Here is a 20,792-nt window from a genome sequence, read left to right as displayed (position 1 = left end):
GTAATGATTATGGCTATTTTTCACGATCTGTTAAATATGAAAAGAGTTACAAGACCAAACCGGAATATCTTCCTTTTTCATGAAAGCATTGATTAACTCTGCATAAACCTGATCGATTGTGGAGAACTTTGAGGACTTCTAAAGAAGCCTATCACCTCTTTATGCTTTATTTCTCAGGATCATACAATGCCGCTTGTTGTCCCCTTTGCACATCCACCCGCATTAAAATCACTAAACCAATAAGAAAATAACCACCCGTAATCAGCATAGCAAGACGATGATCGCCACGTGACATCCAGCTAACCAGGCCATAAGTGATCGGGCCCAGGATAGAGGACAGCTTTACCGCCAATCCCCATAGCCCAAAAAATTCGGCCCGTCGAGAAGAAGGACTGAATAATCCAACCAATGCCCGCGCGGCAGATTGAGATGCACCTAAGCACAAACCAGCAATATTGGCGGCTAACCAGAACATGGCAGAGCTTTTAGCCATCCATGCCAATAAAATCATAATGATCCAACCAATGAGCGTAAGTGCGATAGTAGGAACATGACCCAATTTATCCTGCAAATTACCAAAAATAAATGCCCCTATTGCAGCAGTAATATTCACTAGCAGGACCAATAAGATCGTGTCTGTAGTGTTAAATCCCATCGCTTGCTGGGCATAAATTGCTGCCAATGCAATCACTGCTTGAATGCCCGCTTGATAAAAAATAAGGCAGACAAGAAAGCGCACCAGATCTTGGTAATGGTGTACATGCTTGAGCGTATTGCCCAATCGTGCAAAAGCTTCCCGGATGATATGATCACTCGTTTGATGCAACTGCGGCAGCGCTCGTTCTTTCAAGTAAAGAAAAGTAGGAATACAAGCAATAGCGAAAATGAGTGCAGTTATGAGCATGGTCACTGGCACGAATTGATCGGCTTCCTGCCCTTTCCCTTGCGCCCATGTCACATACGCAAGGGAGCAACCCAAGGTGAATAAACCACCCATATAACCAAGACTCCATCCCCAGCCAGATACTTTCCCTAGCGCATCGCTTCGTGCTAACTCAGGCAAAAAAGCAGCTATCAAATTTTCACCACTCCCAAAGAAAAAGTTGGTGAGAATAATAAAGAGAATTGCTAACCACAAATCACCCGGTCCGACAAAATAAAGTAATGCAGTAAATAAGACACAACCGATAGTTGTCAGCAATAATAAGCGCTTCTTCATGGCGTAAATATCTGCATAAGCACCGAGCGCTGGTGCAGTTAGAATAATAAGGATATAAGAAACTGCTAATGATGCTGTCCATGCAAATGTACCCCAATCCTGATTATCAGCCACGACCGCTACAAAGTAGGCATTAAAAATGGCAGTAATAACGACAGTGGTATAGCCTGAATTGGCAAAATCGAACATTGCCCAGGACCAAACTTCGCGCCGACTTACACCCTCAGTAAAATATGGTAGTTCTTTCTTCGGATTCATGTGACAGCCAATATCATTATTTTCTGATTGCGAGCATATGGATTTTTTACAAGAATTTTGGCAACGTTTACTACCAGAGTGAAAATTATTTATAAAACGGCAGCTTCAGCCATACGTTATCACAATTTTCTATCACGAAGTTCGGTATCACCATGAATCCGGATAGGTTTTAAAATGCAGAAATACCAATAGCTATAGAAACTATCTTCTTATTTCAATCCCAAATTAAAAAAGACACGATGGCGAGCCGTAGACAGTATAAATAATACGGCAAGGTGAAGCTGACAAAGTCAGTTTTGATTTAGAAATGGAATCAGTCCTTCCATTACTATTGCTTTTCTTATATTGGATATTTCGTCAATTCCGGCGTAATGGCAAGCCAGTTAATGAGCAAATTTATATATCTGCGCAAGCTGATATTCACGGCAATAGGCATGAAGTGGAACCGGAAGATGTTGAGTAGTTCTCACAATCTGGAAATACATATCTGAACATTGCAAAGAGGAATGGAAAAATATATACCACATTCCCCGCTGCAACTGATTAGCTCAAATAAAAAAGCTCTTAGGCCCATCCGATCTCTAGATCAGGTAAAACATCCACTTTCTGTAGCAATCTTCGATTAGCCGAACGTAGAATACCGAGTAAAGAGATTAATTGAGACAGGAACTCTTCTCCAGAAGTCAATCGATACCATTCGTCGCCATCAGGATCTTCTTCATCGAGAGTACGCCAGAATAGTTTGTCGAAACCCCTAAAAGAAACCGGACGTCCTGCAAGCAGATCATGCTTGATTTCATCAACCCAAGCATGACGCCTGCAGATCAAACCTTCAGCACCTTTGTAGACAACAACGGAGAGATAATCGTAAAGATCCATCGGACCACAAATCTTGGCAAGTTCAGTAATTCGTTGACCCACCATGACATCTCTAATTAGGGCACGCAAAGCTATTGTTGAGACTTCAAGACTAACGCCTGTTTGTAGAGAATGAATTTTGTCGAGATACATTTTCAGAAAACCAGAAAAAATAAACCATCACCAATTAATAATCCGATTTAAAATTTTCACTAAGGTTCATTTTCTTACTAAAAAATTTACTCTAGAAAGAAAATTAATCTTATTAATACGCTGCTTAAAATGTATTCGAGGCAGCTGATGATAGACAAGAATAGGAAAAAAAGCGGAGTTTGTATCTGATAAATGAATATTTTCAGCTTATTGTTAAAATGACAGCGACAACATAGAGTGTTTTTCAACAGCTTATTAAATTATTTTGAGATATCGTTGCAAGTAATTGGAATGAAAAAATTCTTTTAGTCATCCCTAAGGTTTCTCTATACTATATAGAAGGGATGAGTGAGGGCATAATTTAATAAGAAAAATAGGAAGGCAACTATTTCAGAACGTTTGTCACTCATACCGTAAAAAATTCTCTGCGAGCGCTTCTTCACCATATCGAGCAATCAGCGTATCAATCTCTGCAAGCAGCGCGTCGTCTTCATCTTCATCCAACGCGCCATCACCGACTAAACTAGCGATCAAACCCGAGAAAATAGCTTCTTTTACAGCACCAAGCGTTGGCGGAACCCGCCGATTCTCATTATACATAACCGCTTCGATCACTCGAGAAAGCGGTTCGCTAGCAATATCTTGCACAAAATCAATGGCTAAGGCAGTTTCACCAAATTCCTCAATCAGTGCATCTAACTCATCAAGTAATGATTCATTCACATCAAAATGATGCAGATTCTCTGTCTCAGTAAATGCTGGAGGCAACAAACCTACGAGAAGAGCACGAACGCTAGCAAGTGTTATCGGTTGATCAGTGTCTGCCTCATTGAGCCGACTTTCAATCAACGCAGACAAACCGGGACTAACACGGCTAGCAACATCAATAGGATTACGGATCATAATGTTTTCCTTTTAGTGATAGCAGAGACTATAACAAGGCTAATCTATACGCTATCCATCATATAAGGTATCATCCTTTCAGCAAGCTATGCTTCACAATTTTTAATTCCACCACGGAAGAGAACTAGCTCACTATTTTATAGTCTACGCTACCAACTCTAAATAAGGTTAATCGCCAAGGTTTTCGTAGGTATCTAAAATTATACTTATCAAAACTCTTATGATTCAATATGACTATTACATCCATACCCCACCTTTCCTAAATTCATCGTTGTGAAGATAATGTTTCATTGCATGCTCTTTCATGCGCAGGTGATGTTCTTTCCGAATTTGTTCTTGCTTTTTTGCAGCCTCTGTTGGCTGTGCATGATCGCGAGACGTTTGCCATCCCTGCTGCGTCATAAATTGATTTTCAATAATCTGTTTCTGATTTTGTGCTCGAAGATCTTCTATCGATTGCATGCGATCAAGCGATAATATAAATAATCCAATACTCAACGAGATTATACTTATCACAGTAGAAGGGATTAATATTTCTTGTTTCATAATCAACTCCTTGAATGGGTTAGTTGAAAATAGGACTCCAATCACACAACCTTTCAAAGGATGATAGTTTTTTGTTCATTACAGCACTATTAAGCATACTGAGGCAGATAATGGGTTAAAACTTATATTCGATATACGTGAATGTAAGTTTCATGTAACTCTCAGTCATTACTGCACAGTAATACTACGTCGCTTTGAAGATTCAGCTTTTGGCAAAGTAATTTCTAGAATGCCACTTTTCAAAGATGCAGTCGTTTTGGCAGTATCCACTTCTCCTGGCAATGCAACTGAACGAGAGAATGAAAAATTGGAAATTTCGCGTCTATGATAATCACCTTTCTCTTCTTTTACATCGCTCGCACATTGACCTTTAATCGTGAGCAAATTGCCGGTAAGAGAAATATTCAGGTCTTCCTTCTCTATACCAGGGATTTCAGCACGAACCAGGATGTCATTATCTCGATCGATCACATCCAGCTTCGGTGAATGTGAAGCTTCCAATTCAAACAGGTTATCCCATGCCGGGACACCTCCCCATCGCCATAATGACGGCCAGCCACGCCGGAAGAAGCGATCAAAAGCGCGTTCCATCTCAGTAAAAGAGCGTTCTATATCAGTGGCTGGACGCATAGCAGATACTTCACCTTTTGTTGCTTCTTTTTTTGCTGTTTCTTTATTTGTAGAGACTGGAATATTTTCTTTATTTTCTTCTGCCATGATGATTCTCCTATTCCGGGTTAAAAAATTCTGTTTTTTTCAATGCAAGGTATGTTCTTGATAGACAGGGTAGATCATGATAATCATCCGGTGTGAACCACAATCTTTCACATCGCTGAAAAAAAGCTTTCCTGCGAAATGTACTCCACTCATACTCACCACTTCAAAATGGTGTCCTATGCGTGAAAGAAAACGTAGATAGGGATTAGCCTGCTCTCCTTTTAGCAAATCGATCTCTGCCAGCTTTGGCAATAATCTGGAAATATGTAGTTTTGGCAAATTCTTGGGCCATCCTCCCAATAAATCCGCGCCCGCCTTGTTGCAATCACGAATTATGCCGTCTTCAGAAAGTATCAAAACTACATACTCGCTTTCGTTAGTCTCTGCCTTCGCAGTAAAATTATTTCTCAGCAGTGCCTTACTGGTAATACTCATTGTTTACCTCCGCTTCAGCAGCCAGCCAATCATCCAGTTCATGTCCGGGTTGGAATCCTCTTTCCTGTGCTCTGTAATAAGCTGCAATAGCGATACGAGAATTGCGGTCTTCCTGCATATGCTCGCCATTAGATTCGTTACCTGTAACCGTTACTTTTTTCCTGGTATTCTTGGTAAGTGGTTTAGTAGGTTCCACCTTTGCCTCCTTGTTTAATCAATAAATTAATTGAGTAAAAAATTTGTATAATCTTTCGTGACGGTATAAAAACCGTAATCATCAATTTATCGAAAAACAGAAGATGATTAAATACGTATAAACACGTAGATCATTCAGCAGAACGGCTTTTTCCCGATTTTCTTTGATTCTCGCAATAAACTGCCCATCACTAAATAGATTGTAAATAAAGGACCCAAAGCCAGGCTATTTGGTCGAGAAGACCGGAATAGGATGGATAAGATGAGTAGACAGGGTATGGATAGGCATCAGACCGACTTGAACTAGAAGGTAAATTGTTCATCAACCATGAAACTATCCATCAGTACTTCTATGCAGACCAACTGGCAGGGGTGATGAGTGGCAACCTGCAACCTATGCGCCGCCAGAAGCCGCGGCGCAAGCGCTATGCAAGCGGGCAAGACCGACGCGGCACAAATTTGCAATCGAGTCATCACCGATGTGCAGAGCACGCGTATAGGTGATGGAAAAAGCAATACCATGCGCGACAAGCACTCTTAGCGGGTGGTACTGTGGTCTCGGCAAGGCGGAAATGGCGCTGCGGAAGAAGCTTTCCCTATTCATTCAAATTCATAGCATCTTTGCACCATAAGCATCCCTGACCGGTGATTTGGTAGGGTAGCATAGTGGTGGTTGCGTATGGAATTTACCGGACTTGGTTTCAGGGAAAGTTTAACCAAAAATCATCGAGATTCACTTGCCAAAACAGCGTAGCAAGCTAAGATTGCGGATGTGTTTGTGTTGCTGTTCAGGCGGCGCAAGAAATGGAGGGAGAATATCTAATTCCATTTCCAAATCAAGACTGACTTTGTCGGCTTTACCTTGCCGTATAATGGATACTCTCTGCAGCTCGCCTTCCCGTCACTTTTGATGTGGAATAGAATAAGGAAACATTTTTGTGGACAACGAAGTATTGTGATGAAATGGGGGTAAGCAGGTAATTCGTGAAGCGGATGCTCGCAAATATGAATTTTTAGAGACACCCATAAAATAGAACCCAAGCAGAATCAAGCAGCATAAATCTCTACCAAACTAAAATACATGAGCACTTAGCTGCCGTAACTTCATCAGAACAGTACCAGTAAGCATCAGCGTTCGAGGCATAAGATAGTGTACAAATAACACTCACCCCTACTCACTCCGGCAAGTGATGCTTACCAGCACTCACCCGCTTGGCTTGTGGAGTTTCGGCTCCCAACTCCTCGATGAATTTGACTTCATCCCCTTCCTGCAAAAGCTCAAAGCTTGGATCAATGACATTATCGCGATGAAAATAACGTTCCACGCTATCCTGTCCTCTAATAAAACCATAACCTTCTTCATAAAAGATACGCGCAACGTGTCCAATCTGATCAGCAGCGTGTGCTTTGGTTTTAAGCTGCATTCGACGTGCATGATCCTCAAGCTGACGCTTGGCAGCGTCGAAAGCCTCGCGCAAGGCGACATAGGGATCTTCGTGATGATCGCGGTTAACCACAATATCGTTGCCGGGCACACCGATATTGATGCGGACATTGAACTCCTTCCCTTGATGATGATGCTTATGCGGCATTTCAACTACTACATGGCAGGAAACAATGCGATCAAAAAAGTTTTCGAGCTTTTCCACTTTGTCGCGAATATGCGCTTCTAGTGCATCGGAAGAAGATATATCGCGTATGGTGATTTGTAGTGGGCTTTGCATAATTCTTGTTCTCCTTCCATAGTTGATCTTTAATTACTAGCGGCGAATACCCGCTTCCTTTTGCTGCTCGTGTGCCATGAGTTTAACAAGTGCATCGAGTTCCTCAGACAGTAACCCTAATAAGTCATCGAGCGTAACAATACCGATCAGCATATTATTATCATCTACTACTGGCAAGCGACGCACCCCCTTGACCCGCATATATTGAATTGATTCAAATACACCCGTATTTTCCTTTACGCTAGCAAAATCAGAGACCATAATATCACCAACAGTGATAACATTGGTATCGAGTTCTGGTGCAATAACTTCCATGACCAAATCACGGTCAGTCACTATACCGACCGGCACTCGTTTCCCTTCTCCCCCATCATCGATTACCATCACATCTCCAACATGGTGCTGGCGCATCAGCTTAGCTGCCTGTAAGACAGTATCATCACGTTGAGCAACGACGACTTCACGTTTACAAAATTCACCTATAGGCATTTTATTCACCTCTTGTCTATAATTAAGAAACCTCCGCATAACTGTGTTTTTAGAGTGTTTCTCTGTATGTGTAACTCATAAAACCAGTGACTTAAAAAAACCAAACTCTCCAAAAAGGTCAATTATGCGGAGACTGATTGATTTTCTAATTAGATTGAAGCTAGATTGAAGCAATGCACGCCGCTTATTTAGCGTGTGGAATCAACGGATCTTCAGTGTCAGCAGGAATAGATGGCTCCTCTAATTCTTCCATCTTTTCAGTGTCAGTTTTTGTTTGAGGAGCAGATGATTCAGCGGCGGCAGGCCTAGTTCTCTCTGCGGCCGCTTTATTTTCTATTTCAGCGCCAGGAGAAGATTTCTCTTGCTTTGGTTCACCTCAAGCGGCAGGAGCCAAAGATACGAAGGCAACAACATATATATTTCATTTCCTTCTCCTTTATAACATAATAAAAGCTTAAGAAAGTGATTTAGCTTCCGATTACCACAGCTATCACACATTTCATCTGCATTCATATATTCAACTTTTTAAACTTAATAATAATTCTAAATTCGCAAAGCTTACTACTAGTAATAATCTATCGAAAAAAAAGAAAGGGTTAAATACGTACAAACACGTATAAATATTTTCTTATTATGGTATTGATTGATAGACTAAAGCTATTTTTTTGTCGTAGACTGTAGCTTATTCAGTATACAAATCATTTTTAAATATACTGTGATTGATGATTGACTCATTTACAGGGCTAAGCTTTCAGACACTGCTCAATGCAGTATCAGATGCTATATTGTTAATCGATGATTCGGATCACATTGTGCTAACAAATGTGGCCGCGCAACAGCTATTCGGTTATGTAGATCATGAACTTTGCGGTCTCGCGATCGAAGAACTCATATCTCCTCACTATCAGGATCTTTATCAGTACTACCGAGAAGTTTATCTCGGCAAGCCATGGGAACGCGACATAGGAAATGATAGAACACTGGTTGTCTTAACTCATGACAAACAGGAGCTGAAGGTAAATATTGGTCTGAATCCCCTGACAGCCCACGATCAACTTTATATTTTGATCACGCTGAATATCAGTGATCGACGTCGTCAAGCAGAAGTCGCACTGAAAGTTAGTGAAGAGCGATTGTGGCTAGCCAAACAAGCAGCAGCATTGGGCGTTCTTGATATCGATTTCGAAAACAACGTCATACACATTGATAAACGGATGCGCGAGCTCTGGGGTTGCGGAACTGAGGAAATCATGACTTATGATAAGTTTATCCGCGCGATTCATCCCAAAGATTATGCCACTCACCAAGCCGCTTTTGAGAAAGCCATGGATCCTGCTGGTGATGGCCACTACCTTGCAGAATTTCGTGTTATTAATGCTGCTGATGGATTTGAGCGTTGGATCACCATAACTGGGCAAGTCCACTTTGAAATAAGGCGTGCAAATCGCCTTGTCGGCATGGCACGCGATATCACTAAACGCAAAACACTCGAGAAAGAACTTCAAATGCAGCGTGCTGAATCAGAAGTACTTTTTAAGCAGCAAGTAGCGATTCATACGGCTTCTGCCATTGCCCATGAGCTAAATCAACCGCTTACTGCAATTTCTGCATACAGTGAGGTCACATTGCGTGCTATGGAAAGCAAGGCTTTCAATATCGACGAAGTAAGACAGATGCTTGAAAACTGCGTCAAACAATCTCAGCATGCTGGTCGCAGACTGCACGAACTGGTTGCCTTTCTGCAAAAAGGAGAAATGGTTACTGAAAAACTCAGTCTGAATGAAGTGGTAACGGATGCTTTAAAAATTGCCCACAGCGAAGGCTATAACGATTTTCATCACGTGTTACATTTGGAATCTAACCTCCCTGCAGTGCTTGCCAATCGTCTTCATATACAAAAAACCCTGGTAAATCTATTGATAAATGCTGTGGAATCAATGCGCGCAGCGAATGTCTCATCTCCCGCAATTACGATTGCCATCAGCATATTGAACGAAAAAAACTTAGCCATGGTCTCAGTACTTAATACTGGCCCTGGTATTGATCAAGAAATAGTCCGGTATATTTTTGATCCTTTCTTCACAACAAAACCAACCGGCATCGGCATGGGATTGTCGATCAGTCGCGCCCTCATTGAGGCTAATGGCGGTCAACTCTGGCTTGATCCTGATACCAAGGAGGGTGCCAAATTTAACTTCACACTACCTTTTGCATCATGATCTCTCAACACTTCATTGTTTTTATCGTGGATGATGAGCCAGCAGTAAGAGATTCTTTGGCTCTTCTACTCAAGCAGGAAGGAATCTGTGTGCAAACTTTTGAAAATGCTGAAACCTTTCTTAATGCTTATCAACCTGGTCACAAAGGTTGTATTATTCTTGATGTACGCATGCCCGGAATAGGTGGCTTGCAGCTTCAGGAAAAACTCTTAAATTGTAAAAATATAATGCCCATTATATTTCTTACTGGGCATGGTGATATTCCTATGAGTGTCAGAGCAATCAAAGCGGGTGCAATCGATTTTCTCACCAAACCCATTACTCGCGTAAAACTTCTTGCCTCTGTTCAATCAGCTTTTCTGGAAAGCGAAAAGCTAATAGAAGCGAATAAACATAATCAGGATGCGCTATCACGCTTGGCAAGCCTCACGAAACGTGAGCATGAAGTTATGATGATTGCTATTCAGGGATACCACAACAAGGAGATTGCATCTCGTCTTGGTATCAGCTTTCGCACGGTAGAAATTCACCGATCCAATATCATGCACAAGACAGGCGCAATCAATTTGCTTGATCTTGCACGTATTGCCTATGAAAGTGGATTAAACACCTCAACATAATGCTGTGCTTTGCCAGCGTTAACTCAACGTCACCGCTACAGTAAGCAGCAAAAAATATATACGTATTTATACGGATAGCCTCTCGCATCGATTCTTGATACGGTAACCAAAATAAGATTTGCAATAGGAGTTGGCTATGCAAGAAACACTGGTTGAAATGACTGTTTTTGAGGCAATTCTAGCTAGGCGTTGTGTTCGTAATTACACTGAGCAAGTAGTTGACTTGGGCGCTATACACATCCTTCTAGAAGCCGCTATACATGGTCCTACAGCATTACATGAGGAACCATGGACATTTGCCATTATTCGCGATAAACAGCTATTAAAAGATATTTCAGATTATGCCAAACCTCTGTTTGCTGGAGAACTTCAAATAGCAGGACGCGCCCCTGGTTCCTTTACTGAACCTGATTTCAATATTTTCTACGACGCGAGTACGCTGATTCTGATTTGCTCGAAACAAACCGGGTCTTGTGTAGCTGCGGATTGCTGGCTGGCAGCCGAGAATCTGATGCTGGCAGCATGTGCCATGAAATTGGGAAGCTGTGTAATCGGTGCTGCATTGACAGCTTTAAATACGCCAGATATCAAGGTTAAATTAAATATCCCGGAAGAATTTTCTATTATTGTCCCGATTATTCTTGGTTACCCAAGTGGGGAGACGCCCCCTACTCGGAGAAAGAAACCCGTCATTATCACGTTAACGAGTTAGCTGATTGGTATCAAGTAAGCTAAACAAGTTATTCCATTTCCAAATCAAAATTGACTTTGTTGGCTTCACCTTGCCGTATGATTGATATTGTCTGCGGCTCGCCTTCGCGTCAATTTTGATTTGGAAATAAAATAAGACCCTATTCACAATTTTGGAAAATAGCTTCCCGTCAGTTAAAAACAGAGATAAGCTGCATATCAATCCTATCCACAAACATAAACTGATCGAATTCCAAATGGTATCTTTAGCAAAATTTCTCAGGTGGCCTTATCTACAACATTTAATAATGTATCCTAACAATGTACTCCCGGGCAACATAAGCTGGCGCCTTTGTTTTATCGGATTACTTGCTGCGGCAGTGGATGCAGGTTCTTTCCTATTGCTAATGCATAGTGAGGCTGGTCTTTCATTAGCGCATATCACAAGCTTTCTCATAGCTGGTGCGATAAATTACTCATTCTTTTCCAAATACTTGCCTCAATCAATTGACCTAAACTCCCTGCGATGGCAGCTATTCAGTCGCTACTCGATAGTCAGTATCCTGGTTTTGCTGATGCGCGGCGGCTTACTAACCTTGCTCCTTAACGTCTGGCATATACCACTCACACTGGCCATTTTTCCGGTTATCGTTATAACCGCTGCGATGAGTTATATGGGGCTCGTATTTTATATATTTCCGCTTCTGCAGCAGCTGCCTTCTCCAGCTATAGGCTGGCGTGAGGCCACGATTGGGATCATCGTGTTTGCTATCCTGCTGCGCTTGATCTATTTAGTTCAAGCGCAGCTCATTCCAGACGAAGCATACTACTGGGTATATGCTCAGCATATGGACCTGAGTTTCTTTGATCACCCACCCATGGTTGCATGGCTGATCTGGCTTGGCACCTCAATCTTTGGTGATAATGAGTTAGGGGTCCGCATCAGTGCATTCATGTGCAGTCTGATAACAATGGGTTATCTATATGCATTAGCATGCAACCTTTATGACAAACAGACGGGGTTGCGCACGCTGTTATTACTGGCCATCTTACCCTTTAGCTTTGCAACCGGCATGTTGATGACAGCAGATGCGCCCTTGATCGCAGCCTGGGCCGCCACACTCTATTACATGGAGCGCGCGCTGATAGCCGGCCGCAGTTCTGCCTGGCTGGGTATGGGAATCACATTCGGCCTCGGCCTTCTCTCAAAATATACCATTGGCTTATTGGGTATGGCAGCTTTATTGTTTGTTATCCTGGATCCCATCGCGCGTCACTGGATGCGACGTGCTCATCCCTATCTTGCTGCCCTGCTTGCCTTATTATTATTTACTCCGGTCATTATCTGGAATGCCGAACATAACTGGGCTTCATTCCTGTTTCAAGGACGACGATTAGAAGGTGCGGGTGATGATCAATTCTCAGCACATCTTCTATTCCTTAACATTTTAGTGCTGCTCACACCTACTGGATTCCTTGCTGCAGCATGGGCGCTCATAACAGGTGGCAATCAAGATAGTGATCAATCTGCACAAAGGTGTCGTTTGTTTTTGCGGGTTTTCACTGGAACGCCACTTGCGGTATTTTTTGTTCTCAGTATGTTCGATTCAATGCGTTTTCACTGGACTGCTCCGCTATGGTTAGCGGTATTGCCAACGATAGCATGGATGATGGGACAGACCCATCATTTAGGCAATATCGCAAGCCGTCTGCAGGCAGCATGGAACCCGACTATCGCAATTTCCATGATTGCCTATGCATTGATACTGCACTATGTCGTACTGGGATTTCCAGGTATTCCCTATCCGGATTTCATGAAACGTTATTTCTGGCGTGAAACAACTATTGAAATTGAAAAAGTCGTTCAAAATATACAGCAACAAACTGGACAAAAGCCGCTTGTCGTAGGCATGAGCAAATGGCCGATTGCGAGCTCACTGTCTTTCTACAATCGAAAAGAACCTATGGATATTCGCTCACGTAATATGTTTGGTGACAGCGGCGCTATGTATCAATTCTGGTATCCATCGGAACCGCCAACCATGCGGCCGATCATACTGGTTGGTATAGAGAAAAACCATCTTGAGCAGGGCCGCTGGGGTAACGATATTACTTACATGCTTGATCAACCTGGCCCCATACAGAGTCAATTAATCATGCGTGAGAATAAACCGTTGCGGTGGGTATATTATAGAATTGCCCGAGGATATCGGGGTCATTGATGATAGCCAGATTAACCTAGTGGCAGCTCTCAAGTTCAATTGTTCCTGTTACTTTTTGCCAGCTGATGGCAATAGCGGTAATGGCAAGTAGTAAAGTAGGAATTTTGCTATAGAGAATAAAGGTGTCCGTTAGGCCTGATAAGAAAACAAAACTGACCAGGGTAACTCCCAAGATAGGAAGCTGGTAAGCGCGTAGCGTTTGAAACCAGCTTTTTAGAAGAAAGGCTAACGCGAAAATACCAAGCACTCCGACATGCATGCCAATTTCAATCCAATCATTGTGATAGTTAGTTGTTTTATGATATTCAAGTAGATTCTTATAACGACCATCTTTATAGGTGGTTATCGTATCTTCGAAATAACTTCCTGCTTTTCCTGTACCATACCCAGTTAATGGTTTTTGCATAATACCGTGCAAACCTACATCCCAGATGGCAAGACGATAGCCTAGGCTCGTGCCATATTTTCCTTGCTGGTATAGCTTTACACCGTCAAGGATTTGAATCAGCCTCCCCTGAAAGCTGGCGCTATTGAATGCAAATATAAGAACCACAGCCATTAATGATGATGCAATACCAGCCAATATTCTGATGTTTGTTTTATAGAGTAGAAGAATTAATAAACCCGTCGACACCAGGGTTGCCAGGAGAGGCCCACGTGCATCCTGATTGAATTGAAGAAACAACAAGAAGCCTCCAAAAAACCAGAGTGCTGACTTTAATTTTTTATCGCTATTTATGCTTGCCAGGTAGATCGTCAGCATGACTCCAATCCCGAGCATTAATGAAAAATTTAAATAGCTAATATTGAGAGGAGGAATTCCTTGTACGCCAACAATCGCCCATTGATAAAACCCCATCAGTAAAACACCGAAATAACCAGTGAGCAATCCCCCGATTGCCCAAGGCAAGCGCTCTTTATTCAACAAAGATAAAAAAGGAATAAAGATCAAGAAAGCAAAATATCTTCTCCACTTTATATATCCAAACTCAGGATAATCGCCCCAGAGTGTTCCGAGTGCAACCACACCAGACAAAATGAGTATTGCCATTACGAAGGGATCTTTGATTATTCCCCTCAGCCGGCTAAACCCCCCATCTAAAATCCAGAGTACAGTCAAAATGATACCGGCAGGCAGACTCAACCACTTGCTCCACAGAGCAATACCAAAAAAAAGTAACATGGCTTTTGTCAATATGTGTTGCCATGCATAAGAAGTCTGTATCAGATTGGCTGAACTGACTAGTTTATTTTGCATCAGTAATTTTTATACTTAATCTTGAGATGATCTGCGAAATACACGAAATACACCCACTACCGCTTTAAGAATGATTTTTTGGAGAAGTCATGGTCATTCCCAGATTGATTCCAAGGATCAGATCGCATGCTTCACGCACAGCACCATGTCCAGCCGGGCGGGTACAAATGTAATGAGCCCGCTGTATAATTTCTGGAACAGCGTCTGCTGGACACATAGCAGTGCCTACCCTGCTTATGCAGTCTAAATCACAAAGATCGTCCCCCATATAGGCGATATCTTGTAAAGATATCCGCCAGAGCTTAGCTTTACTCTGAAGCACTTCAAATTTATTTTTTATTCCTGGATAGTATTCATCAATATTCAGTTTCTTCATTCTCGCGGCAACAGCAGGGCTAGCTTCGGAGCTCATGACACAAACCTTGATGCCGTTTTCACGTAGCAATTGCAAACCATGTGCATCGCGGGTATTAAACTTCTTGAATGCCTCACCATCCGATCCATAATACATACCACCATCAGTCAGTGTGCCGTCCACATCAAGGATAAACGCTTTAATCTGTGAAGCACCGAGGGTGGATTTTAATTTTTGCCTTAGCAGAAGTTGCTCCACCACCATCCAGTCGACTTCATCATCAATCTCAATTGCAGTTTCAGCAGCCATCTGATGAATACCGATACGCCCGCCCAAACGGCTGGCCGTTTCTTTCAGCAATTTTGCTCGTGTGAAGTAGAAAGCCCCATTTTCCATGAGACATCCTTCAAAATCTTGCCGTCTTGGGCGATTAGCCGGATCATAGTTAATAGGTATCGCTGATTGGGTCCAGAAAAAACGTTTCGATGACACGGCAGTTAGCAGAGAATCCAGATTGTCAGTAACAAATTTATGCTTAGCCATACGAAAATCACCTGCACGGGTAAGCGGTGAAGTAGCCTGGATCAGACTAACCACATCAAATGATATTTTCTGGTGAAACTCGAGCATAGCGCTTTCCGTACTCGCTGTGTCTGTGCACGTTTCAGCCGAACGATCCAGCACTTTAACAGCAGAAGGAAATTCTTCCAGTACTCTCTTTCGTATTCTTGGTGAATCGGTAGCAACGTAAATCTCATCAAAACACTGTGAAGTAATCGCTTGTTCCAGACTCCAGGCGAATAGAGGCCGACCTGCGATGAAGCGGATATTCTTATCAGGAATCGATTTCGAATTCGCACGCAGAGGCATAAAAGCAACCCAGCGCATCAGTTGAAATGAACGCCTTGCAAACGTTTGAGCTTATTACGCTGCGGTAACTCAATTTCCAGTATAGGGGTATCTTTAAATGTCAAAGCGTTAGATACAGCACGCACATCGCGTACCAGCTTGCGTAACCCATCTGGCTCCAATGAGGCGGCATGATCAGTCCCCTTCCAAGTCCGATCCAGAGTAAAATGCCGTTCAATCCAGGATGCGCCCAATGCCACGGCTGCAGAATCAATGGCTATTCCGAGATGATGTCCAGAAAACCCAATTTCCTTAACGCGAGAGCCAAACCGTTCCTCTATAGTTCGTAACTCCAGCAAGCAAACCTGCTCAAAAGGCACGGGATAACCTGAGGTACAAGCATATAACACAACCCGATGAGCGGCATCATGTGCTTCCATCAAATTCACAATCTGTTCTAGCTCCGGAGGAGTTGTCATCCCCGCGGAAATATGAATATCACCGCTATAGTTACGAGCAAGGAATTCCAGCATAGTAAAATTGAGATTGCACGCTGAGGGTATCTTAATGAATTCTGGATTGATATCTGCAATTTCCTTTGCCGAAGTAAGATCCCAGACTGAAGTTGAATAACCGATACCATACTCTTCGCACCACTCTTTTAACTGTTGATGTTGCTCAACATTAAATTCCAGAAATTCACGGTGTGCTCCATAAGTTTCCCCATAGCTATTCTGTGGATTGGGATGAGGTGCATGGTACTCCTCAGGTGTAAGCAGCTCCTTATTCGAACGTTTCTGGAACTTGACGAAATTGCATTGAGCAAAGCTCGCGGCGACTTTTATCATCTCACGTGCAATCTCAATGTCACCTTTATGATTACAGCCTATTTCAGCAACAACTCTGGGTGTTTTCATAGATATCAATCAGTAAAGTAAGAAACTTATGCGCTGATCCTGAATACATGCTTAGCATATGGCGCAACTTTAATCTTGTCAAAGCGCTTTAATAAATTACCAAAATGCGCAATTTTTTGTTCAATTTCTTTTACTGAAATTCCAGGAAAACGGTGATTATGGTAGGCCAGCCGATTGGGACCTGGGCGACGCATATAGAGATTCGTCAAGCCAGCTTTTAGCTTGGTGAATAGCCATCCTTGAAGATAGGTACTGAGTGGTTTGGCCGGGGGTTGTCCTTTACTGTAACCACTGGCTTCCAAAACATCTACAATCCGCTCACAAGCTAATGGCCCTTCTTGCGCTGCCAGGAAATAATCAATGAGATCTTGCCGCTCCTGGCCATCCGCTGCCCCTATTTCACCCTTAAGAATCTGAGACAAAATATCAGCCAGTTCCTCAAAATTGAAACATTGGTAACTGAGTTTAGTAGGCAAACCTTGAAAGTCATAGTCGTAATATTGATTAAGCGTTGCCAGGTAAGAGATCGCAGGAACATCGAGCATATAAGCCTCCAGCCCGGTCGTGCAGCCATTGTGTACCATCGCTTTTGCAGCGAGTAACCAGGGAATGACATTGCCTTGATTGGTTATGACTACTCGCGGACATTTCGCAGCAATTTGGTGATAAATTTGATAACTTTCACTAGGATGAGGTCGAACAATGATAGTTAACTCAGGAAATGCCTGCTCGAGCATGGGAATAAGTTGTTTGAAATCCTCCAGAACTGACAGTTTATGCGCTTGCAGACCTTCAGCAAACTCCTTGCTCATGCCAATACCAGACTGCCCTAAACGGATTGGCTGCGAAGGAGCTTTTGTTGGCAGAAATAAGCCCACGCTGGGAATATAGGGGTTTACATCACTGAAATTGGTGTTAATAAGAATGAAATCTCCATAAAGACTACGCAGCTTTTCAACTTCTGGGGCAAAGTAAGGACGAATTTCTGGCCGCAGCATATCACCACGCGGATTTCCGGTAATATGGATGGGCATATTCTCAGGCAGTGCAGGATATTGTCGAAGCAGATCAACATTTTCCTGACCCCAGGCAAATACATGCGACACATTTTTGATAGTCTTAGGAGACAAGCGCAGAGAAAAATATGTCTCAGCAGGTGGATGAACCAGCGCCTCTTCTTCCCACGCCACAATCTCATGACCCAGTTGGCGCAATATCTTAAACATTGAACTACTCAGGCTTCGCATACTTTTCGCCAAATAAATTCCCCGAGGAACGGAGGCTACCTGGAAATGAGCATACGCTCTGGAACCCATGATGACTGGAAAACCACGCTCAGCTGCAATACAGGATAAAAGAATTTTCGCATCTAACTCACGAACTTGGCTTTCAACAGGAATAATTAGCGGTGAAGCTCGAGTTTTCATATGATATAGCACCTAACTTACAACCATTAAACAGGAATTAAACCAAACCGCTCGGGCGTGATAGGTGTAATGGCTTTTTCATTTGCCAATATACTCCATCGATCGGAAAAAGCATTAAAAATATGCGAATTGCTGGAAATAGCAATAATTTCATGATTCAACCAGAAAGAAGGCTTCGTCCAATTAAAACTACCAAAAATCGACCACTTCTGATCACCGGCTTCAACTAGTATGAACTTAAGATGCATGGGTAAATTATCACCATTTCGCTTGAATCGAATTCCCGCTGAGAGCAATCGCTGCTCTACGTTCGGAGTAACACGTCTAAGCGTTTGCTCTGCAATGATTTCCACTATTGCTCCTCGCTTAGTCAGCCCCACGATCACATCAACAGCCCGCTTTGCTCTGATATGTGAGGCTGCAATACGAATACGCGCATCTTTGCCTATTTCATTCAAGAATTGCATGACGGGATGGGGACGCATGCTGGGTAGAAAATAAATAGTCGTATCAGTCCCTTTGATGGTGTGATTTGCATTTGCAGAAAATCGATAAAATAATCCTGGTGATTTTTGATGTAACTGTCGGGCATGCTTTACCAGTTTCTCAATGAGCAGCGGATCATAGCACCCAACCAACGTATTATGACCCTGATCCTGGTCACCAATCTCTCGAATAATATCCGATCTTTCTTCCAATTGGTTTCCGGATGGATTAAAAGAACCGATGAACGCGACGGGTTTCGGATGCGAAAAGCAGTACAGCTTTTCATGTAACTGAGGTCTCCATGCTCTTCTTGGCGGGGAAGGTATCCCGGTAAGCGTGACAGTGCGAAACTTATCACCTAGACCTTCTGGTGCGGAAAGCAGGGCAATCACGTCATCATTAGCATCGGAAACACGTGGCTTGCCTGCTAGACAAACAGTCACTTTGACGCCTCGGTTTTGAGCCTGGATGAGCGCTCTGGCAAGCTCTAAATCACGAAAATAATAAGTTACCCAATCGATAGAGCCTCCTGCTGGCACAGCAGCAATCTGCTGTGCCAGCAGATCCCGTAGATAACCTGATGAGCGATCAGGCCCACCAAAATAAACCTCGTAAGCTGAGTTCATTTGCATAATGAATTTACCTCCAGGGGAGCATATTTAGCTTCGATTGTTCGTCTCAAATTAAATGCCAACAACTTACCAAGTCGCTCATTGCCAACAGGTCCATTCCTCGTACGTTGAATGATATCTAAATCAGGCGCTTTATTCGCCTCGATTAAGCAAGGACCGGTGTCGAGTATAGCAACATCCCAGCCGATTACCACCTGATCAGAAAAAAGACAACCATGAGCATCCTGCACAAAACGGATCAATTCAGGCCAGCACGGAAGCTTGCGATGCAGGATGGGCACATTGGTTTCCGGATGCCGATCGTACCATCCATCTGCAACTGTTCCCCAGGCTCCGCGAGTGCCTCTGCCTAGTTCACCCGTCTGAATGTCGACATTGGCTGCAATGCCACCGGCATGGTAATTGTCGACGACAGTTTTGCTGTTTCGCGCCATACGAAAAACCGCATCGGTCACCTCGTAGTTATCTGACTCATTACGGCAGCTCATCACACGAATAGTGGCCAGCGTGCCATTGGCAAGATCAGTGATTTCCCTGTGGTTTATGAGCCGTGGTTGCACCAGATAAGTCTTGTGCTCTGAGGCTGTTCGTAAGTACTCAATTAATTGCTCTCCCGTCGCGACCTTTCCATCGCCACCTCGGTATTGCCCCGAACCGAGATAATCCCAGCGCGAAGTACCTCCTCCACCCTGTCCGGCTAACGGTTTTACGAAAAGGTCAATTTCGGGCAGTTTTTCATCCTGCCAATCTATTTTTCTGATTTGTCTTTTCTCAAAGATCCAAAAGATAGGTGTGGTTGCAATACCTTTATCATTACAGCGAGCCTTAAGACATGCTTTATCCTTGATATACGCTGTAGTACGCTCAACGGGAATGGGGAGACCACCATTGTATTTACGTAATAACTTATAAATACCTGCTTTTATTTCAAAGCGATTAAGATATTCACCTGCGTGTTCTCTCTTATCCTCATCGTGCAGTTCAAAAATGTAGTACCAGGGAGATAGGATTGCATATCGGGTAGCAAGCCTGATTTGCTCGTAAATTTGCCTGATTATTCCCTTACCTGTTCGCTTTTTGATAAAGCGTCCATTAAGTGTGGTGAAGACTATTGTCAGCAAAATGATCACGAATGGCACTAATGGAAGCGCTGCATACATTATCAGGCGATCAACCATTCTGATTTCATCCCAGACTTCACGCTGAAAGTATCGATGGATTAAAGTAGCTGCCGTATCATCATCGGATAGCCTGGGCAAGATCAAGAACGCACCACTCAGATCACGCGTGATCCTGTCTATGCCTAAATCCAATTTTTCCATTGCAGTTTTTTCTCCATTCGCATTAAACAGATATATGATGACTTGAGCTAGCTCTTGCTACAACACTTACTTGTTCCTGCTCTAGAGAACGCGATTTCCTTCTCTAATTCATCCCGCTTTTTAAATCACAAATATGCAAAATAGTTATTCTATGTACTTGTCTCATAAATAGATACACTTTCCTTCTACGCCATAAAAAAATGAATGTGGGTTAATCTATAAAAATGGATTAGCTATCTTATAAAAATAAATGCCTTAATACGCAAAATATTCATTATATGGAAAACGTTCCCGATAC

20 protein-coding genes are annotated in these 20,792 nt (G+C 42.8%); 4 read left to right on the top strand and 16 right to left on the bottom strand.

Features of this window, described 5'->3' with window-relative positions:
• Positions 1–166 precede the first annotated feature (166 nt).
• The 10 genes from BM283_RS07285 to BM283_RS07240 all read right to left on the bottom strand — a co-directional run bounded on the left by BM283_RS07285 (position 167) and on the right by BM283_RS07240 (position 7,497).
• Positions 167–1,477: an MFS transporter gene (locus tag BM283_RS07285; RefSeq protein ID WP_254776260.1), complete on the bottom strand. Its 1,311-nt coding sequence runs from the start codon at positions 1,475–1,477 to the stop codon at positions 167–169.
• A 564-nt stretch (positions 1,478–2,041) separates the two neighbouring features.
• Positions 2,042–2,488, bottom strand: coding sequence for a hypothetical protein (locus BM283_RS07280; RefSeq protein WP_090691491.1), 447 nt, complete (start codon positions 2,486–2,488; stop codon positions 2,042–2,044).
• A 402-nt stretch (positions 2,489–2,890) separates the two neighbouring features.
• Positions 2,891–3,391 (bottom strand): hypothetical protein, encoded by a 501-nt coding sequence (locus BM283_RS07275; RefSeq protein ID WP_090691490.1) that lies wholly within the window; start codon positions 3,389–3,391, stop codon positions 2,891–2,893.
• Between the two features lie 237 nt (positions 3,392–3,628).
• A complete protein-coding gene (locus BM283_RS07270) occupies positions 3,629–3,937 on the bottom strand; it encodes a hypothetical protein (protein ID WP_090691489.1) in 309 nt (102 codons plus the stop codon).
• A gap of 168 nt (positions 3,938–4,105) precedes the next feature.
• Positions 4,106–4,654 (bottom strand): Hsp20/alpha crystallin family protein, encoded by a 549-nt coding sequence (locus BM283_RS07265; protein ID WP_090691487.1) that lies wholly within the window; start codon positions 4,652–4,654, stop codon positions 4,106–4,108.
• 39 nt (positions 4,655–4,693) lie between these two features.
• The gene (locus BM283_RS07260; RefSeq protein WP_090691485.1) at positions 4,694–5,089 is read right to left on the bottom strand and encodes a hypothetical protein; all 396 of its coding nucleotides are present in this window, start codon (positions 5,087–5,089) and stop codon (positions 4,694–4,696) included.
• Complete coding sequence (locus BM283_RS19390; RefSeq protein ID WP_090691484.1) at positions 5,073–5,285, bottom strand: DUF2934 domain-containing protein; 213 nt, start codon at positions 5,283–5,285, stop codon at positions 5,073–5,075. Before BM283_RS19390 ends, BM283_RS07260 begins: the two co-directional genes overlap by 17 nt.
• A 393-nt stretch (positions 5,286–5,678) precedes the next feature.
• Positions 5,679–5,888 (bottom strand): hypothetical protein, encoded by a 210-nt coding sequence (locus tag BM283_RS07250; protein WP_090691483.1) that lies wholly within the window; start codon positions 5,886–5,888, stop codon positions 5,679–5,681.
• 571 nt (positions 5,889–6,459) lie between these two features.
• A complete protein-coding gene (gene raiA / locus BM283_RS07245; protein ID WP_046848683.1) occupies positions 6,460–7,008 on the bottom strand; it encodes a ribosome hibernation-promoting factor, HPF/YfiA family in 549 nt (182 codons plus the stop codon).
• Between the two features lie 36 nt (positions 7,009–7,044).
• A complete protein-coding gene (locus BM283_RS07240) occupies positions 7,045–7,497 on the bottom strand; it encodes a CBS domain-containing protein (RefSeq protein ID WP_090691482.1) in 453 nt (150 codons plus the stop codon).
• Between the two features lie 722 nt (positions 7,498–8,219).
• On the opposite strand from BM283_RS07240, the gene BM283_RS07235 reads away from it, so the two are divergent.
• The 4 genes from BM283_RS07235 (at position 8,220) to BM283_RS07220 (ending at position 13,248) form a co-directional block, all read left to right on the top strand.
• Positions 8,220–9,716: a PAS domain-containing sensor histidine kinase gene (locus tag BM283_RS07235; protein ID WP_090691481.1), complete on the top strand. Its 1,497-nt coding sequence runs from the start codon at positions 8,220–8,222 to the stop codon at positions 9,714–9,716.
• Positions 9,713–10,336: a response regulator transcription factor gene (locus BM283_RS07230; RefSeq protein WP_090691480.1), complete on the top strand. Its 624-nt coding sequence runs from the start codon at positions 9,713–9,715 to the stop codon at positions 10,334–10,336. The genes BM283_RS07235 and BM283_RS07230 overlap by 4 nt, the downstream gene beginning before the upstream one ends.
• 136 nt (positions 10,337–10,472) lie before the next feature.
• A complete protein-coding gene (locus BM283_RS07225; protein WP_254776259.1) occupies positions 10,473–11,048 on the top strand; it encodes a nitroreductase family protein in 576 nt (191 codons plus the stop codon).
• Positions 11,049–11,334: 286 nt separating this feature from the next.
• A complete protein-coding gene (locus BM283_RS07220) occupies positions 11,335–13,248 on the top strand; it encodes a glycosyltransferase family 39 protein (protein WP_254776258.1) in 1,914 nt (637 codons plus the stop codon).
• A gap of 16 nt (positions 13,249–13,264) precedes the next feature.
• Here BM283_RS07220 and BM283_RS07215 read toward each other — a convergent pair whose 3' ends face one another.
• The 6 genes from BM283_RS07215 to BM283_RS07190 all read right to left on the bottom strand — a co-directional run bounded on the left by BM283_RS07215 (position 13,265) and on the right by BM283_RS07190 (position 20,494).
• Positions 13,265–14,275 (bottom strand): O-antigen ligase family protein, encoded by a 1,011-nt coding sequence (locus BM283_RS07215; RefSeq protein ID WP_254776263.1) that lies wholly within the window; start codon positions 14,273–14,275, stop codon positions 13,265–13,267.
• 295 nt (positions 14,276–14,570) lie between these two features.
• Positions 14,571–15,731 carry an N-acylneuraminate cytidylyltransferase gene (locus BM283_RS07210; protein WP_254776257.1) on the bottom strand — a complete coding sequence of 387 codons (1,161 nt, stop codon included), beginning with the start codon at positions 15,729–15,731 and terminating at the stop codon, positions 14,571–14,573.
• 17 nt (positions 15,732–15,748) lie between these two features.
• Positions 15,749–16,627: an N-acetylneuraminate synthase family protein gene (locus tag BM283_RS07205; RefSeq protein WP_090691473.1), complete on the bottom strand. Its 879-nt coding sequence runs from the start codon at positions 16,625–16,627 to the stop codon at positions 15,749–15,751.
• Between the two features lie 26 nt (positions 16,628–16,653).
• The gene (locus BM283_RS07200; RefSeq protein ID WP_090691470.1) at positions 16,654–18,054 is read right to left on the bottom strand and encodes a surface carbohydrate biosynthesis protein; all 1,401 of its coding nucleotides are present in this window, start codon (positions 18,052–18,054) and stop codon (positions 16,654–16,656) included.
• Between the two features lie 26 nt (positions 18,055–18,080).
• Complete coding sequence (locus tag BM283_RS07195; protein ID WP_090691468.1) at positions 18,081–19,172, bottom strand: phospholipase D-like domain-containing protein; 1,092 nt, start codon at positions 19,170–19,172, stop codon at positions 18,081–18,083.
• Positions 19,163–20,494: a sugar-transfer associated ATP-grasp domain-containing protein gene (locus BM283_RS07190; RefSeq protein ID WP_090691465.1), complete on the bottom strand. Its 1,332-nt coding sequence runs from the start codon at positions 20,492–20,494 to the stop codon at positions 19,163–19,165. The genes BM283_RS07195 and BM283_RS07190 overlap by 10 nt, the downstream gene beginning before the upstream one ends.
• Between the last annotated feature and the right edge of the window lie 298 nt (positions 20,495–20,792).

It is taken from the genome of Nitrosomonas sp. Nm34 (assembly GCF_900113925.1).
In the GTDB taxonomy this organism is placed as follows: domain Bacteria; phylum Pseudomonadota; class Gammaproteobacteria; order Burkholderiales; family Nitrosomonadaceae; genus Nitrosomonas.
This window is presented reverse-complemented; position numbering and strand designations above follow the sequence as displayed.

What these genes read in the sequence shown, in the direction of transcription:
- BM283_RS07230 (WP_090691480.1), top strand. Translation starts at nt 9,713, where the DNA reads ATGATCTCTCAACACTTCATTGTTTTTATCGTGGATGATGAGCCAGCA.
- BM283_RS07210 (WP_254776257.1), bottom strand. Translation starts at nt 15,731, where the DNA reads ATGCCTCTGCGTGCGAATTCGAAATCGATTCCTGATAAGAATATCCGC.
- BM283_RS07250 (WP_090691483.1), bottom strand. Translation starts at nt 5,888, where the DNA reads ATGAATAGGGAAAGCTTCTTCCGCAGCGCCATTTCCGCCTTGCCGAGA.
- BM283_RS07270 (WP_090691489.1), bottom strand. Translation starts at nt 3,937, where the DNA reads ATGAAACAAGAAATATTAATCCCTTCTACTGTGATAAGTATAATCTCG.
- raiA (WP_046848683.1), bottom strand. Translation starts at nt 7,008, where the DNA reads ATGCAAAGCCCACTACAAATCACCATACGCGATATATCTTCTTCCGAT.
- BM283_RS07205 (WP_090691473.1), bottom strand. Translation starts at nt 16,627, where the DNA reads ATGAAAACACCCAGAGTTGTTGCTGAAATAGGCTGTAATCATAAAGGT.
- BM283_RS07260 (WP_090691485.1), bottom strand. Translation starts at nt 5,089, where the DNA reads ATGAGTATTACCAGTAAGGCACTGCTGAGAAATAATTTTACTGCGAAG.
- BM283_RS07275 (WP_090691490.1), bottom strand. Translation starts at nt 3,391, where the DNA reads ATGATCCGTAATCCTATTGATGTTGCTAGCCGTGTTAGTCCCGGTTTG.
- BM283_RS07235 (WP_090691481.1), top strand. Translation starts at nt 8,220, where the DNA reads ATGATTGACTCATTTACAGGGCTAAGCTTTCAGACACTGCTCAATGCA.
- BM283_RS07265 (WP_090691487.1), bottom strand. Translation starts at nt 4,654, where the DNA reads ATGGCAGAAGAAAATAAAGAAAATATTCCAGTCTCTACAAATAAAGAA.
- BM283_RS07200 (WP_090691470.1), bottom strand. Translation starts at nt 18,054, where the DNA reads ATGAAAACTCGAGCTTCACCGCTAATTATTCCTGTTGAAAGCCAAGTT.
- BM283_RS07240 (WP_090691482.1), bottom strand. Translation starts at nt 7,497, where the DNA reads ATGCCTATAGGTGAATTTTGTAAACGTGAAGTCGTCGTTGCTCAACGT.
- BM283_RS07280 (WP_090691491.1), bottom strand. Translation starts at nt 2,488, where the DNA reads ATGTATCTCGACAAAATTCATTCTCTACAAACAGGCGTTAGTCTTGAA.
- BM283_RS07220 (WP_254776258.1), top strand. Translation starts at nt 11,335, where the DNA reads ATGTATCCTAACAATGTACTCCCGGGCAACATAAGCTGGCGCCTTTGT.
- BM283_RS07225 (WP_254776259.1), top strand. Translation starts at nt 10,473, where the DNA reads ATGCAAGAAACACTGGTTGAAATGACTGTTTTTGAGGCAATTCTAGCT.
- BM283_RS07190 (WP_090691465.1), bottom strand. Translation starts at nt 20,494, where the DNA reads ATGGAAAAATTGGATTTAGGCATAGACAGGATCACGCGTGATCTGAGT.
- BM283_RS07195 (WP_090691468.1), bottom strand. Translation starts at nt 19,172, where the DNA reads ATGCAAATGAACTCAGCTTACGAGGTTTATTTTGGTGGGCCTGATCGC.
- BM283_RS07285 (WP_254776260.1), bottom strand. Translation starts at nt 1,477, where the DNA reads ATGAATCCGAAGAAAGAACTACCATATTTTACTGAGGGTGTAAGTCGG.